We start from the raw sequence: 13,677 nt of genomic DNA on the forward strand, positions 1-13,677 counted from the left end.
CTCTGGTGAATCAAAGAAAAGCTTAATAATCGAATGACCTGATTAATAAAGAGTAAGCTTCAAAAAAAGTGTTTTGTTATTTCAGATAATCGTTCTTTCATCTCCGTAGTGACTTTATCGACTACTTCTAAGTTGCTGCGATGCAAGAAGTCCACACTGCAAATATGCTGACAAAGAATCGTCCCTTGAACTTTACTTTATTGTGTTTCGGTAACTGTTTGAAACGCATTCGATCGAGCAAATTTTTCTTCTACATATTTTTTGAGCTACTGAGTGGCATCACTAAGACGTTATTGAAACTCTTGTTATAATAATCATTACTAACCACTACACACGGTCTTTTTTTGCCATTTCATTTCCTTTGGTGGGATTTAAGTCAATAAAAGAATATCTCCTTGCCTTACCATTCAATGTTCTCCTCACCTAAATCTTTTTCAAAAAACATCTCACCTGTGTCAAATTTCCCCATTTCTTCTATGATCGCTAATTCTTGTTTCCAAAAATCTTCAAAAGAAGGTGCTGCTTTTTCGCCTCTTACCTTGATCTCACCTTCTGGGGTAAATTCAAAAACTACCCAGTGATTCTCTTTTAAGCCTAGTATTTGCCGCACACTTTTTGGAATAGTTATTTGATTTTTCGAAGTCATTTTCGCTGAAACTTGCGCTTTGATCGTCATGAAACTGCCCCCTTTTCAAAATGACTGTATCATAAAATGGAAGTAAACGTAAGAAGCCATCGTTCCTTTTCCGTACTACAAACGAATTTTCTCTAGCATCCAAATTTAATCCTCATTCTTCCTCCTTGTTTTCCTTATTCCGCTCACTTGCTTTGCGCTTCTGGCTTTTTTAGGTAAAATGGGAGGCGTAGTGGAAAATAAGGAGGAATCTCGATGAAATTTATTTCTTGGAATGTGAATGGTTTACGGGCCATCGTTAAAAAAAATTTTTCTGAAGTGTTTGAAGCCCTCGATGCTGATTTCTTTTGTTTACAAGAAACAAAGCTGCAAGAAGGTCAGATTGAATTGGATTTACCAGGCTATCATCAATACTGGAATTATGCGGAGAAGAAAGGCTATTCTGGCACAGCAATTTTCGCAAAAGAACCTGCACTATCGGTCCGTTATGGATTAGGGATCGAAGAACATGATACGGAAGGTCGCGTCATCACGCTGGAGTATCCTGAATTTTTCTTGATTACTTGCTACACACCGAATTCCCAAAATGAATTGCGCCGCTTGGATTATCGCATGACTTGGGAAGATGCCTTTTTGGCTTACTTGACTGAATTGAAACAACAAAAGCCAGTGATTCTCTGCGGTGATTTGAATGTTGCCCATAAAAATATCGACATCAAAAATTGGAAAACCAATCAAAAAAGTGCTGGGTTTACACCTGAAGAACGGGAAAAGTTTTCGACTCTTTTGGCTGCTGGCTTTACCGATACGTTCCGCTATTTCTATCCAGATGCAGAAGGTATTTATTCTTGGTGGAGCTACCGTTTCAACGCTCGCAAAAACAATGCTGGCTGGCGCATCGATTACTTTGTCGTTTCGGATGACTTAAATGAGCGCTTGCTAGACGCCAAGATCCATACAGATATCATTGGTAGTGACCATTGTCCGGTGGAACTGGATCTCAACTAACCGTAAGAAAACTTCAGTTTTTCTTAACGTTTGTTCGCTTTTCATTCTTTGATTTTGTGCTAGAATGGCAATGAGGTGAGTCTGATGAATTTTATCGCAATGGACTTTGAAACAGCAAATTATCAAAAGCATAGTGCCTGTTCCCTTGCACTAGTCATGGTACAAGATAGCAAAATCGTGGGCGAATATTACACATTGATCCAACCGGAAACGGAATTTTTTTGGAAAAACATTCAAATTCATGGCATCCGTCCAGAAGATGTACAAGAAGCGCCTAAGTTTCCTGACGTATGGAAACAAATCCAACAATATTATCAACTGAACAGTTTGATCGTTGCGCATAACGCTGGTTTTGATACTGGGGTTTTGGCGGGATGTCTTGATTATTATGGGTTGTCACAACCAAATTATCTTTCCTTATGTACGGTGCGAACGAGCCGCAAACTGTATCCAGAGTTTACAAATCATAAATTAAACACGGTTTGTGAGCAATTACAGATTCCTTTACTAAACCACCATGATGCACTAGAAGATAGTCGGGCATGTGCCCAAATCTTATTGCGTCAAGAAGAAGAATTTGGTATCGATCCATTAAAAAAATTGGTTTTAGTCAAATAAATAAGAACGTGCGTCCTAAAGTCAGCATTGCGCTAGCCTTTAGGACGCACGTTTTCATTTAAGAAAGGATTCATTTTAGGTCAGATCGATCCAATAATGACAGATTATAGCGCCATCTTCAGGATCAAAGACTTTTTCTGTCAATTTACCTCCGTTGTTTTCAATGACTTTGGCGGAGGCGCGATTGGCTTCTTCACAGGTTACTAACACGTTGTTCAAGCCAAATTGTTTGGCACTTACCAATGACTGTGCCAACATTGCCGAGCCGATGCCTTGCTTTCGATGGTCTGGGTGCACCGAATACCCGATGTGTCCGCCAATTTGGCGCAAATACGCATTAAGTGTCAGACGCAGATTCAAGAGACCGATCACTTTTTGATCTTGGATAGCAAGATAGGTACGGGCGGGAACGAATCCTTCTGGTACCGTTTCTGCTGTTTTAAAATCCGCCAATCCCTCTAGCCAGTCTTTGGCTGTGGGACTTTCTACAAGTCCTGCCCCACCGTGAATGACTTCTTGATTCTTCTCGAAGGCTTGCCGATACGCTTCGATTTGATCGCAGTCTGCGATCGTCGGTTCCCGAAACTCCATTTCCTTCACTCCTTTTTATGATTCAAAAAGACGTGCCATCATCAAGACGTCAACTTTTTGCCCCTCGCGGGTTTGCACCGCTTCTTTCATACAGCCTTCTGTTAGAAAACCAAATTTTTGATACAGATGAATCGCCCGTAGATTTCTCGCTTGGACGGTCAACTCGATGCGGGTCAATTCGCCAACTTCTACTACCCAGTCCAGTAATTCTTCAATCAGGAGCGAACCTAAGCCCAAGCCCCAATAGTCTTTTAAAATCGAGATACCGATCTCCCCGACATGGGCTAATTGCCAATCTTCGTGGCCTTTGACTGATGCCATGGCGATCAATTGTTCTTGATCAAATGCCAACAACAGCAAATAGTCATCCCGTTCATAGATAGCGTCCAGGTGTTCTGCCAATAGGGCTTCTGGTAACGCCAAGCCGCTTTCGTCCATCAAGAGAAAATCCGTTTCTTCTCCTAGCTGTTGACTGACTGCTAACACAGCTTTGGCATCAGCACCCGTGGCTTCTTTGATCTGTAATTGGATCTCACTCATGGGCTGCCTGCCATTTTGTTGTGATCCGTTGCAAAAAGGCGGTTGCTTTGGTGCCATATGCATGACATTTCACAAGACGTTTTTGTTCATCTGTATCATCTTTTTCCAAAATCAGTTCTAAATAATCCTCTGGCAGGGAGGCTTCTAAGAGATTGCCCCATTCGATCACACACAAGCCATCCCCTTCGAAATAATCATCCAGTCCTAAATCTTCTGCACCGTATTCCACCCGATAGACATCCATATGATACAGCGGTAGCCGCCCATTGGTATATTCACGAATGATCGTATAGGTCGGACTTTTGATCAGTTGCTCGATTCCTAGCCCCAAGGCGATGCCTTTCGTCAAGGTTGTTTTGCCAGCACCTAAATCGCCCGTCAATACCAGATTATCCCCTGGCTCGGCTGCCTCTCCAATGATTTTTGCAAATGCTGCGGTTGCTTCTAAGTCGTTAATGGTAAACATAGTCCCCATCCTTTGATCAATCTAATTTACTAGTTGCTAGTATAGCTTGTTTTTCAAGGAATTGTAAAGAAGGAGCTTAGGAAAAATTCCCCAACGATCACTGGATCGTTGCTTTTGCGCACACTTCCTCCTTTGCTGCCCTCAACTTTCCAAGAGCAAAACAAAAAACTGACCCTCAAGGGATCAGTTTTTCATAAGTGCAGCGATTGGCTGCTTATTTTTCCATTAGTGTTTGTGCCGCAGTAATGATTGATAATTTGTAGACATCTTCTTCATTTGAACCACGAGACAAATCAGAGATTGGTTTGTTCAATCCTTGTAAGATTGGTCCAATCGCTTCAAAGTTACCGAAACGTTGGGCGATCTTGTAACCAATGTTTCCTGATTGTAAATCTGGGAAAACAAAGACGGTTGCTTTACCTGCTACTTCAGATTCAGGAGCTTTCAATTGCGCAACTGCTGAGATATACGCAGCATCGAATTGCAATTCTCCATCGATTTGGTATTCTGGTGCCAATTCTTTGGCGATTTTTGTTGCTTCAACGACTTTATCTACTTCTGGTGCTTTCGCAGACCCTTTCGTTGAGAAGCTTAACATAGCAACTTTTGGATCGATTTCAAATAATTCAGCGGTTTTCGCTGAGTCAACAGCGATTTCTGCCAATTCTTGTGCAGTTGGGTTTACATTGATGGCACAGTCTGAGAACAAGTATTTTTCTTGGTCACGACCACGAACCATTAAGAAAGCACCACTTGTACGGCTCACACCTGGTTTTGTTTTGATGATTTGTAAAGCGGGTCTTACTGTATCACCCGTAGAATGGATCGCTCCTGAAACCATTCCTTCAGTAATGCCCATGTAAGTCAACATTGTTCCGAAATAGTTGACATCTTTTAAGATTTCTTCTGCTTGTTCTTTCGTTGCTTTGCCGTTGCGGCGTTCCACAAAAGCTTCAACCATTTCATCCCAACGATCATAATTTTCAGGATCTAAAATTTCAAAGTTTGATACGTTGATTCCGCGAGCTTCCGCTGCTTTTTCGATTTCAACCGGGTTACCGATCAAAACAGGTTCAATTAATTCTTCTGAACGTAAACGGCTAGCAGCGCCTAGGATACGAGGATCTGTTGCTTCAGGAAAAACGATTTTGATATGACGACGCACGATTTTAAATTTTAAACTTTCGAATAATTCCACGGGTAAAGACCTCCAGTTTTTTTATACCTTTCCATTGTACAATAATTGCGAAAAAAAGAACAGATAAAAATCCTGTATTAGTCGATTATTTTAAATATCGTTACCTTTTTCACAAGTTTGCTCATTCTAAATAACACAGTTTTACAACTGTGTTATTTTTTCCGGCAACGCCCAGGAAATCGGTTCTTCCCCTAACGCCAGCAATGCTTGATTGATCTTAGAAAAAGGCTTCGAACCAAAGAATCCTCGATGCGCTGATAACGGACTTGGATGAGGCGCTGTTATAATAATATGTTTGCTAGTATCTAGCAAAGCGGCTTTCTTTTGGGCGGGTTTGCCCCAAAGCACAAAAATGACCGGTTCTTCTCGTTGATTCAATTTTTCGATGATCGTATCAGTCAGCTGCTCCCAGCCATGCCCGTGATGTGAATAGGCTTGCCCTTCACGTACTGTCAACACGGTATTCAACAATAAGACCCCTTGTTGCGCCCAAGGTACGAGATAACCGTGGGACACAGGTGGAATCCCTAAGTCATCAGCTAATTCTTTGTAAATATTCCGCAACGAAGGCGGTATTTTGACCCCCGGCTGTACGGAAAACGACAGTCCGTGGGCTTGGTGAGGGCCATGATAAGGATCTTGACCTAAGATGACAACTTTTACGTCATGGTATGGTGTCAGTTTTAAGGCTTCATAAATATGATCCATTGCTGGATGGATCGTTTGCTGGGCATATTCTTGTTTCAAGAAAGTCCGCAGTTGTTGGTAGTACGGCTGCTCAAATGATTCCTGCAATTGTTCTTGCCAATCATTGTCCAATATTCGTTTCATGGCGAATCTCCTTTGTTTTCTTCTAGGATAACAAATCCCTCCCCTTAGAAACAAGAATTACTCTTCGAAAGAAAAAAAATGCGCGATTTATGGTACACTATTTGTAGAAACGATTAAGAAAGGACGCTGACAATGATCAAATTAATTGCTTCTGATATGGATGGTACGCTTTTAAATGCTAGTATGCAGATTTCAGAAGAAAATATCCAAGCAATCAAATATGCCCAATCCAAAGGAATCGAATTTATGGTCGCAACTGGCCGTAACCGCAAAGAGGCTTTGCCGCCGCTGCAAGAAGCCGGGATCGACTGTGCAATGATCACCTTGAATGGTGCCCAAGTCTACGACGAAGCGGGTAATTCATTATTTACTGTGCCGATCAGCCATGAACAAACTCGTTCGTTGATCGACCTACTCAAAGAAAACGACATCTATTTTGAGATCTCCACGAGCAACGGGATCTATTCGGAAAGCCAAACACGTCGGATCGAAAATTTTGCGATCCACACGGCAGAAGCAATGCCCCATTTAACCCATAAGATGGCGATTGCTATGACAGCAGCCCGTTTGGAATTTTTACCGATCAATTATGTCGATGATTTCAGTGAGTTGTTTTCGATCGAAGAATTAGAATTTTTGAAAGTGATCTGCTTCCATCAAGATGGTGCGCGGGTATTGGGTCCTATCACGAAAATCATCGATGGGTACGGCGATCTAGTGGTGACTTCTTCTGGACAAAACAATATTGAGATCAACCACCGAAACGCGCAAAAAGGAATCGCAGTGGCGCATGTCGCTAAGGATCGGATGATCTCACTGGAGGAAGTGATGACGATCGGTGACAACTTAAATGACGTAAGTATGCTGCAACTGGCAGGCGTTAGTTTTGCAATGGGAAATGGCGAGTTAGAGGTAAAAGAAGCCGCGAAGTATTTGACGGACACCAATATTGAGTCTGGTGTCGGCAAAGCGATCGTTCGGGCAATTGATGAAAATCTTTAAATCACGCAGCTTTTTGGGGATACATGAGGAGGCGTAAGTATGTCAGAATTTTTCATCCAAGACAGACAACTTAGCAGAGTCACACGCACCATTGTCAAAGATGAAACAGGCAAATCACTGTTTTTAATGGTGGGCCGTTGGGGAACTAAGGGCGATGCTCTTTCCCTTTACCGCTTGAATGGGCAAATGGTCGCTAGTATCAAACAAATCAGTTTTACTTTTGGTACGCGCTTTGAGATCTATAAAGACTTTGAGAAAGTCGGTACACTGCAAAAAATCTTTAACTGGCCGGGTGATTTCTACTATATCCAGCAGCTTCACTGGGCGGTCCACGGCGATATCTACAATCATCGCTATGGGATCCATCATTTCAATAAAAAGATCATGGAAATGGATAAGGCGACCTTATTGACGGGGGATTATTATGTACTGGATGTCGTTGATGATCGGGATGCACCAGTCTGCATCTGTATCGCTGCCGTCATGGATTACTGGCTGTACAATCGGCACCGCAAGAAAGACCATCCTCTTGAGCTTCGACTAACAAATGGAACCAGCTGAAAAATCAGCTGGTTCTTTTTTGCATATGGTCGTATAGGTGGCCACTGATCTCTCTTTGGGCCACGACTTCAAAGCCATGCTTTTCATAGAGCCGCTTCGCATGGGGATTTGCTCGGTCAACACTCAAGCCGATCACCTCATAGCCATCTCTAGAAGCAATTTTCGGCAACGCTTCTAATAAGGCTGAGCCGACACCTTTGCCGCGAAATTTCTCAGCCACACAGATGGTATCTAAGTACCATTCATTTGGTAAGGTTTCTTCATCGATAAACAGCTTCATGTCTTTACTTAAGCCGTACTGTTCCAGCACTTTATCTAGAGGCTGATCGATCGTCGCCTCTTCTTTGTCTGGGTATCCAAAGGCGACCCCAGCAACCTCCCCGTCGATCTCATTGACCAACGCACGGCGAAAGCCGTAACGATAGTCGGGTTCTAGCATGGCATCTGCCAAAATCTCTAAGGTCTTTGCTTCACCGATCTCTTTGACAAAGGGCAATTCCATATCCTTTAAAATGACTAAAACGAGTTCAGCCATGACAAAGCGATCTTCTTTTTTTGCAAATCTTATCACGTTTTCTCCTCCTTGCTTCTATACATAGAATAACAATTCTCTCAAGAAAAACCAAGTTGAATCGACAAAGGTTCAACACAAAGTTTTCCTTATTTATTCATGCAATTCCAACGGCAAGCCGTCTGGATCTTGGAAAAAGGTCATTTTCTTATTCGTAAAGGTATCGAAACGAATCGGTTCACACGCAATTCCTTTGGCGGCTAACTTTGCCACGACTGCTTCAATATTTTCCACCGCAAATGCCAAATGCCGCAAGCCAGCTGCTTCGGGGAAACTTGGTCTTGCTGGTGGGTTTTCCACCACAAACAGTTCTATTTCTGATTCCCCAAAGCGCAGGTCGATTTTTACATCTTTCTTTTCTGGGCGCGCATGTTCACGAATCACTTCAAAGCCTAATTTCTCTACATAAAATTCTTTGGTCTGCTGGTAATCACTGGCGATGATCGCCACATGATGCATTTTTGAAAACATTATTGCCACTCCTTTGTATTGGACTCCTCTCTCAGTTTAAAGCCTTTGGCTGCATTTTACTAGAAAAGACTGCCGAAGTTCTCCTCTTTTCATAAATGGTTTCTGTTATACTAGAAAGCGGAAGGTGATGAAAAAAATGAAACTACTTTATATTTCAATCTCTGGAAATACCCGTGCATTCGTCAACCGCTTGTTGGCCTATGCGGATCAGCAAGACACTCCGAGTACTTGGGAAGCCAAAGAAATTCATGACAATAGTGTCTTTGAACAAGAAGACGAACCTTATGTGGTTTTTGTCCCTACCTATTTAGAAGGTGGAAATGGCGTCGATAACGGCGATCAGGAGATCCTCACAGAAACCATGCGGGAATACATTGACTATGAAAACAACGCAGCTCTTTGCTTAGGCGTGATCGGCAGTGGCAACAAAAACTTCAATTATCAATATTGCTTGACCGCAAAGCAATATGCGGAGCAATTTTCGATCCCGTTCTTAGCGGATTTCGAGCTGCGAGGCACGACCCAAGATATTGAACGGATCTATGCTTGTTTGAAAGAAAGCGATCCTGCCCACAGCAACACTTAGCTTTAGCCAGCATTCATTAGCCATTAGGAGGACTTTTGCATATGGAACCACAAACGATGATCATTTTGATCATACTCGCCAGCATTCTCATCTTGACCGCACTAGATATCTGGAATCGATACAAAGTACGCCGTTACGTTCGGCTTGCTTGGGGAAAGCTTCCCCGTCAGCCCCGCTTTGATAAAGAAGCGAGTTTGAAAAAGGCTTGGCTGACTGAGAAGAAGTTTCACGATTTTGATAGCGAGGTCGATGACATCACTTGGTATGACTTGGATGGCTTTTCGTTGTTTGAGTCCATTAATCTGACGTTTTCCAGTGTTGGTTCAGAAGCATTGTACCAGCAATTACGCAATTTTCGCTTCAAGACGGACAAACAGCTGACCAAATTGATCGACTTTTTTGCTGCTGACAGTGCCGCACGCGAACAATCCCAATATACGTTTGCTCGTTTAGGAAAACAAGATGATAATTTTTCGAAAGCCTACTTGGCCAATGAAGCTGCGCAATCGATCGGCTCTCTGCCGTTCTTTGTCTTTTTAGGTGTGCTGCCGTTAGTCGGCATCTTGCTGCTCCTGCTGGGGTTTGTCCAAGGCATCCTGTTGACGTTGGTTAGTGTCGTTTTCAATACGATCTATTACTCCATCAAAAAAGCCAAGCTGGAAACAGAACTGAACAGCATGCGCTATTTGGTTCAAACAATTGCCTGTGGCAGTCAGATCGCTAAAATCAACACGCCCCTCCAAGATGAGATCAAACAATCCTTGGCACCATTAAAGAAGATCACTCGTTTCGCTTTTTCGTTTCGTGCCAAAAACGGCAGCGAAGGAGACATGTTGTTTGAATACATCAATATCATTTTTATGCTGCCGTTTATTTCCTATCAAACGGTCACTACTACCCTGGCAAAGCACCAACAAGCAGCCATCGATCTGTGGAATTTGCTGGGAAAATTGGAAGTCGCAGCCGCCATTTTAAATTTTCGCACGTATATGCCCATAACTTGCTTACCGACCTTCCAAACAAGCGGAGGTGTACAAGCAACGGGTACGTATCACCCGCTTCTAAGTGAAGCAGTCATGAATGATGTTGCTTGGACCCACAATACCCTCGTGACTGGCTCCAATGCCTCGGGCAAATCGACGTATGTCAAAAGCATCGCCATCAATTGCATCTTGGCACAAACGATCCAGACAGCAGTTGCCGAAACCTTTACGATGGTTCCCGGTCACGTCATTACCTCGATGGCTGTCGAAGATGATTTATTTGAAGGCGACAGCTATTTCGTAGCAGAGATCAAATCCATCAAACGCCTGCTAGACACCGTTGCCACAAACCAGCGCTGCTATTGTTTTGTTGATGAGATTTTAAAAGGAACCAATACGGTGGAACGGATCGCTGCTTCTGCCAGCATCATCCATTGGCTGCGAGCCTACCCATCATTGGCATTTGTCGCCACTCATGATATTGAGCTGACTGAAATATTGAAAAATGACTGCTGCAACATCCATTTTTCTGAACAAGTCACGGAAGATGACGGCATCTCCTTTGATTACAAGGTCAAATCCGGTCCTGCCTTGAGCCGCAATGCAATCGCCCTCTTAAAAGTCATGGGCTACCCTGAAACGATCGTTCAAGACGCCTATGCCGCCGCCAATGATTTTGATCAAAACCGTAAATGGCAGGATTTATAACTTCCTACAAACAATAGCGCCTTATCCTGTGACTAACACTGGGATAAGGCGCTATTTTACATTTCATTTAGTCAAACAAACCAGTCGTTAAACTGTATTGCTCTCCTTGTAACACATCGTATTGGATCAAATTGTAGGCATCATAGATTTCTTGGGCTTCTTGATCCAATGCAAGGGTCGTCTGCCATTGCCCGCCTTGATAATATTGACCCATTTCAAAAGCTGGCAGCTCATCTTGCAAGGCCAATAACAACTGGTAAAACCCGCTCGTTGGTTGGTCACTGGCTTCTAATAGGTTCGGCGCAAAGTAAAAGGGACTTGTTACAGGTACATCTTCTGGGGCAAAATTTCCTTGCGAATCGACCATCAAAAACTCCGTTTCATGCAGGGCAGCCGTTTCATTTTGCTCCTTGATCTCATCGGCATAAATGCCTGGTAAATGATCCCCCCAAAAGACGACCAGCGTTCGCCGATCCAGCTGTTCTAATTCAGCTACAAAGTTTTTCAATGCTGTACTGCTGTAGGAGATATCCTGCAGGTAGTTTTCCAAAGAAGCCATATTGCCCGGACCGCTTGCTTGGTAATTCAAGGTATCGTATTTACCAGCATACGGCATATGGGTCTGCATCGTCACTAAATGGACAAATTGCGGTTGCTGATCGTTTTCCAACAATGCCAGCACTTCTTTGTAGGCCGCCTCATCAGAAATGTAAGGATTATTTTCGATTTTGTCGGTATAGGTCATCGTCTCTTGATCGATAAACTGTTCAAACCCCATCACGCCATAGACATCCTTGCGTTTGTACATCGATGTATCGTAAGGATGGATCGCCGTTGCCGTATACCCGGACTGTTCCAAGAAAGAAACCAAGGATGGCAGTTGCGTCAATTTCGGCACCAGCATCGTGTAAGGCGTTGTCATCTGTGGATTCAATAGGCCCATGGCAAAACCAGTCAACGCTTCAAACTCGATGTTTGCCGTACCGCCTCCATAATTTTGCGAAAGCATTTTTCCGCTGATGGTTTGATCGGCGACGTGGTAATAGTCTTTCAACGGATCGCCGGTGATCGACAAGCCATTTAAATGGCTCGGGTCGGAAAAGCTCTCGCTCATCACATAGACGATATTTGGTGCTTCACTTTCACGGTCTTGATTTTTCTCCGCAGCCTGTGCATTGTAGGTGTCCGCAATCGCTTGGATCGCTTCTTTTGAATACCCCTCAGGCTTCGTCATGGCATCTACCCGCAGGTTGTACAAAAACCCACCGATGAATCCCGTATTGTAATAGTTCATTTTTTGTGAATACGGAATCCAGAGCGCCGTCTGATTGTAGGCTTTGCGTAAAAGGTTGTTGCTGTCATTGAAGTGAGAAACATAGACTAAGCCCAGCGAGCATACGACCAGCACCGCTCCTCGCATCACTTGCAAACGCAGGTTTAATTTGCGGCTGCGATAGATACTCCAGCCGATCGCTCCGATCGCAGCCAGAGCGAAGAGGATGGCTAAGAAAAAGGCGCTATTGCCGATCATGGTTCGTAGAAGGTCGAATTGAGTGACCATCTTTAAATCATCGGGATAGATTGGTTCTTGGCGATAGACCATCTTTGTGTGGTTGGCATACCCTAAGATTCCGATGACAACACTATAAAAGATGCCCCCGATCAGTACCGAACCTGCCAAGCTGGCAAACACCCCATACACCAGCAGTAGCACCCCACAAGCCAAGAAAAACTTTGCTGTATGCCACGAAAAGGCAAATTTCAGAGCTAATTCAACGGAAAGATTGTTTTGACACCATTGCAAATATAAATTACTGAAAATGATCAACAGGACGATGGCGATGCCTTTTAATGCGATTTTCAGATAAGGATGGCTATTTATTTTCACGAAGGAACATTCCTCCTTTTCTACACGTTCTAGGTACCCTCGTATTTTATGCTTTCGAGGCAAGAAAGTAAAGCCGAGGTAAGAAGCTTTTGTTATTTTTAAAGAAAGCAAGCCTCATAAAAAAAGAGTCTAAGGTTTCTTGCCCCCTAGACTCTTCTTTCTATCCGAATGGAACTCAATCATTGGTTTCGTTTATTTCCAAAAATCATCAAAAATCGTGACTGGCAAGTGGCGTTTGTGTTGCGTTTTATTCCACCAGTTTTCAATGGTTTGTTGGGCTTCAGCCGAAATTTCCTTGCCTTCTAAATAGTCATCGATGTCGTTGTAGGTCACTCCTAAAGCTGCTTCATCTGCCACTAAAGGTTTGCCATCTTCCAAGTCCGCAGTTGGGACTTTTGTATACAACGCTTCTGGCGCGCCTAAGTATTGCAAGAGTTGACGGCCTTGGCGTTTATTCAAACGAAACAGTGGTAAAATATCGGCTCCGCCGTCCCCGTACTTCGTAAAGAAGCCGGTGATGTTTTCCGCAGCATGATCTGTTCCCAGAACAGCCCCTGCTTTTTCACCCGCAATAGCATATTGCGTGATCATCCGTTGACGGGCTTTGATATTGCCTTTGTTAAAGTCGGAAACCGCTAACCCTGCTTCTTCCACCGCTTGTACTTGCGCATCGACGGCGGCTTTGATGTTTACCCGCAGCTCAATGTCTGGTTGGATAAACGCTAGTGCTTTTTTGGCATCTTCTTCGTCTGCTTGTTCCCCATAAGGTAAGCGTACCCCTATGAACTGATAGTTGGGATTCCCAGTTTCGCTGCGCATTTCCTCCATCGTCAATTGCGCAAGCCGTCCAGCTAACGTCGAATCTTGTCCACCACTGATCCCCAAGACAAACGTATGCAAGAACGGATTCTTTTGCAGATACGCCTTTAAAAAATCAATACTCTTACGAACTTCTTCTTTCGGGTCGATGGTCGGTAAGACTCCTAATTCTTTGATAATTTCTTGTTGCATGGTCATAGAA

17 protein-coding genes are annotated in these 13,677 nt (G+C 43.5%); 6 read left to right on the forward strand and 11 right to left on the reverse strand.

Features of this window, described 5'->3' with window-relative positions; translation table 11 throughout:
* Nucleotides 1–250: 250 nt before the first annotated feature.
* Together IGI76_RS13245 and IGI76_RS13250 are read right to left on the reverse strand one after the other, a co-directional pair.
* Nucleotides 251–328, reverse strand: coding sequence for a type II toxin-antitoxin system PemK/MazF family toxin (locus IGI76_RS13245; RefSeq protein WP_231434930.1), 78 nt, complete (start codon nt 326–328; stop codon nt 251–253).
* A 72-nt stretch (nt 329–400) separates the two neighbouring features.
* Nucleotides 401–676 (reverse strand): AbrB/MazE/SpoVT family DNA-binding domain-containing protein, encoded by a 276-nt coding sequence (locus tag IGI76_RS13250; protein WP_333718689.1) that lies wholly within the window; start codon nt 674–676, stop codon nt 401–403.
* Nucleotides 677–889: 213 nt separating this feature from the next.
* Between IGI76_RS13250 and IGI76_RS13255 the strand changes: the two genes are divergently transcribed.
* A complete protein-coding gene (locus IGI76_RS13255; RefSeq protein ID WP_005234144.1) occupies nt 890–1,642 on the forward strand; it encodes an exodeoxyribonuclease III in 753 nt (250 codons plus the stop codon).
* A gap of 84 nt (nt 1,643–1,726) precedes the next feature.
* On the forward strand, nt 1,727–2,260 hold the full coding sequence (locus tag IGI76_RS13260) for a 3'-5' exonuclease (RefSeq protein ID WP_010749886.1): 534 nt from the start codon (nt 1,727–1,729) through the stop codon (nt 2,258–2,260).
* 75 nt (nt 2,261–2,335) lie between these two features.
* Here IGI76_RS13260 and IGI76_RS13265 read toward each other — a convergent pair whose 3' ends face one another.
* From IGI76_RS13265 to IGI76_RS13285, 5 genes are all read right to left on the reverse strand, one after another.
* The gene (locus tag IGI76_RS13265; RefSeq protein WP_231434911.1) at nt 2,336–2,851 is read right to left on the reverse strand and encodes a GNAT family N-acetyltransferase; all 516 of its coding nucleotides are present in this window, start codon (nt 2,849–2,851) and stop codon (nt 2,336–2,338) included.
* A gap of 15 nt (nt 2,852–2,866) precedes the next feature.
* The gene (locus tag IGI76_RS13270; RefSeq protein ID WP_231434912.1) at nt 2,867–3,391 is read right to left on the reverse strand and encodes a GNAT family N-acetyltransferase; all 525 of its coding nucleotides are present in this window, start codon (nt 3,389–3,391) and stop codon (nt 2,867–2,869) included.
* A complete protein-coding gene (gene tsaE, locus IGI76_RS13275; protein ID WP_010749889.1) occupies nt 3,384–3,857 on the reverse strand; it encodes a tRNA (adenosine(37)-N6)-threonylcarbamoyltransferase complex ATPase subunit type 1 TsaE in 474 nt (157 codons plus the stop codon). The genes IGI76_RS13270 and tsaE overlap by 8 nt, the downstream gene beginning before the upstream one ends.
* A 214-nt stretch (nt 3,858–4,071) precedes the next feature.
* The gene (pta, locus tag IGI76_RS13280) at nt 4,072–5,055 is read right to left on the reverse strand and encodes a phosphate acetyltransferase (protein WP_005228517.1); all 984 of its coding nucleotides are present in this window, start codon (nt 5,053–5,055) and stop codon (nt 4,072–4,074) included.
* 141 nt (nt 5,056–5,196) lie between these two features.
* Nucleotides 5,197–5,886, reverse strand: a complete 690-nt coding sequence (locus IGI76_RS13285; RefSeq protein ID WP_005228516.1) for a uracil-DNA glycosylase — start codon at nt 5,884–5,886, stop codon at nt 5,197–5,199.
* 132 nt (nt 5,887–6,018) lie between these two features.
* Here IGI76_RS13285 and IGI76_RS13290 point away from each other — a divergent pair, with 132 nt between their 5' ends.
* Nucleotides 6,019–6,888, forward strand: a complete 870-nt coding sequence (locus IGI76_RS13290; protein WP_010749892.1) for a Cof-type HAD-IIB family hydrolase — start codon at nt 6,019–6,021, stop codon at nt 6,886–6,888.
* A gap of 39 nt (nt 6,889–6,927) precedes the next feature.
* Nucleotides 6,928–7,449, forward strand: coding sequence for an LURP-one-related/scramblase family protein (locus IGI76_RS13295; RefSeq protein WP_005228514.1), 522 nt, complete (start codon nt 6,928–6,930; stop codon nt 7,447–7,449).
* 4 nt (nt 7,450–7,453) lie between these two features.
* Here IGI76_RS13295 and IGI76_RS13300 read toward each other — a convergent pair whose 3' ends face one another.
* Nucleotides 7,454–8,020, reverse strand: coding sequence for a GNAT family N-acetyltransferase (locus tag IGI76_RS13300; RefSeq protein WP_005228513.1), 567 nt, complete (start codon nt 8,018–8,020; stop codon nt 7,454–7,456).
* Between the two features lie 93 nt (nt 8,021–8,113).
* Nucleotides 8,114–8,491, reverse strand: coding sequence for an SMU1112c/YaeR family gloxylase I-like metalloprotein (gene gloA2 / locus IGI76_RS13305; protein ID WP_005228512.1), 378 nt, complete (start codon nt 8,489–8,491; stop codon nt 8,114–8,116).
* 136 nt (nt 8,492–8,627) lie between these two features.
* On the opposite strand from gloA2, the gene nrdI reads away from it, so the two are divergent.
* On the forward strand, nt 8,628–9,077 hold the full coding sequence (gene nrdI / locus IGI76_RS13310) for a class Ib ribonucleoside-diphosphate reductase assembly flavoprotein NrdI (RefSeq protein ID WP_060791576.1): 450 nt from the start codon (nt 8,628–8,630) through the stop codon (nt 9,075–9,077).
* A gap of 41 nt (nt 9,078–9,118) precedes the next feature.
* The gene (locus IGI76_RS13315; protein ID WP_231434914.1) at nt 9,119–10,768 is read left to right on the forward strand and encodes a MutS-related protein; all 1,650 of its coding nucleotides are present in this window, start codon (nt 9,119–9,121) and stop codon (nt 10,766–10,768) included.
* 67 nt (nt 10,769–10,835) lie between these two features.
* Here IGI76_RS13315 and IGI76_RS13320 read toward each other — a convergent pair whose 3' ends face one another.
* Together IGI76_RS13320 and nadE are read right to left on the reverse strand one after the other, a co-directional pair.
* Entirely contained in the window at nt 10,836–12,656 is a 1,821-nt protein-coding gene (locus IGI76_RS13320; protein WP_144808896.1) for an LTA synthase family protein, read from the reverse strand.
* A gap of 192 nt (nt 12,657–12,848) precedes the next feature.
* Nucleotides 12,849–13,673: an ammonia-dependent NAD(+) synthetase gene (nadE, locus tag IGI76_RS13325; protein WP_010749896.1), complete on the reverse strand. Its 825-nt coding sequence runs from the start codon at nt 13,671–13,673 to the stop codon at nt 12,849–12,851.
* Nucleotides 13,674–13,677 lie beyond the last annotated feature (4 nt).

The sequence above is a fragment of the Enterococcus sp. DIV2449a genome, from assembly GCF_051711225.1.
Lineage (GTDB): Bacteria > Bacillota > Bacilli > Lactobacillales > Enterococcaceae > Enterococcus_D > Enterococcus_D casseliflavus.

Bases quoted from the DNA above. Each gene is read 5' to 3' on its own strand.
- IGI76_RS13250 (WP_333718689.1), bottom strand. From the start codon at position 676: ATGACGATCAAAGCGCAAGTTTCAGCGAAAATGACTTCGAAAAATCAA.
- IGI76_RS13255 (WP_005234144.1), top strand. From the start codon at position 890: ATGAAATTTATTTCTTGGAATGTGAATGGTTTACGGGCCATCGTTAAA.
- IGI76_RS13260 (WP_010749886.1), top strand. From the start codon at position 1,727: ATGAATTTTATCGCAATGGACTTTGAAACAGCAAATTATCAAAAGCAT.
- IGI76_RS13265 (WP_231434911.1), bottom strand. From the start codon at position 2,851: ATGGAGTTTCGGGAACCGACGATCGCAGACTGCGATCAAATCGAAGCG.
- IGI76_RS13270 (WP_231434912.1), bottom strand. From the start codon at position 3,391: ATGAGTGAGATCCAATTACAGATCAAAGAAGCCACGGGTGCTGATGCC.
- tsaE (WP_010749889.1), bottom strand. From the start codon at position 3,857: ATGTTTACCATTAACGACTTAGAAGCAACCGCAGCATTTGCAAAAATC.
- IGI76_RS13285 (WP_005228516.1), bottom strand. From the start codon at position 5,886: ATGAAACGAATATTGGACAATGATTGGCAAGAACAATTGCAGGAATCA.
- IGI76_RS13290 (WP_010749892.1), top strand. From the start codon at position 6,019: ATGATCAAATTAATTGCTTCTGATATGGATGGTACGCTTTTAAATGCT.
- IGI76_RS13295 (WP_005228514.1), top strand. From the start codon at position 6,928: ATGTCAGAATTTTTCATCCAAGACAGACAACTTAGCAGAGTCACACGC.
- gloA2 (WP_005228512.1), bottom strand. From the start codon at position 8,491: ATGTTTTCAAAAATGCATCATGTGGCGATCATCGCCAGTGATTACCAG.
- nrdI (WP_060791576.1), top strand. From the start codon at position 8,628: ATGAAACTACTTTATATTTCAATCTCTGGAAATACCCGTGCATTCGTC.
- IGI76_RS13315 (WP_231434914.1), top strand. From the start codon at position 9,119: ATGGAACCACAAACGATGATCATTTTGATCATACTCGCCAGCATTCTC.
- nadE (WP_010749896.1), bottom strand. From the start codon at position 13,673: ATGACCATGCAACAAGAAATTATCAAAGAATTAGGAGTCTTACCGACC.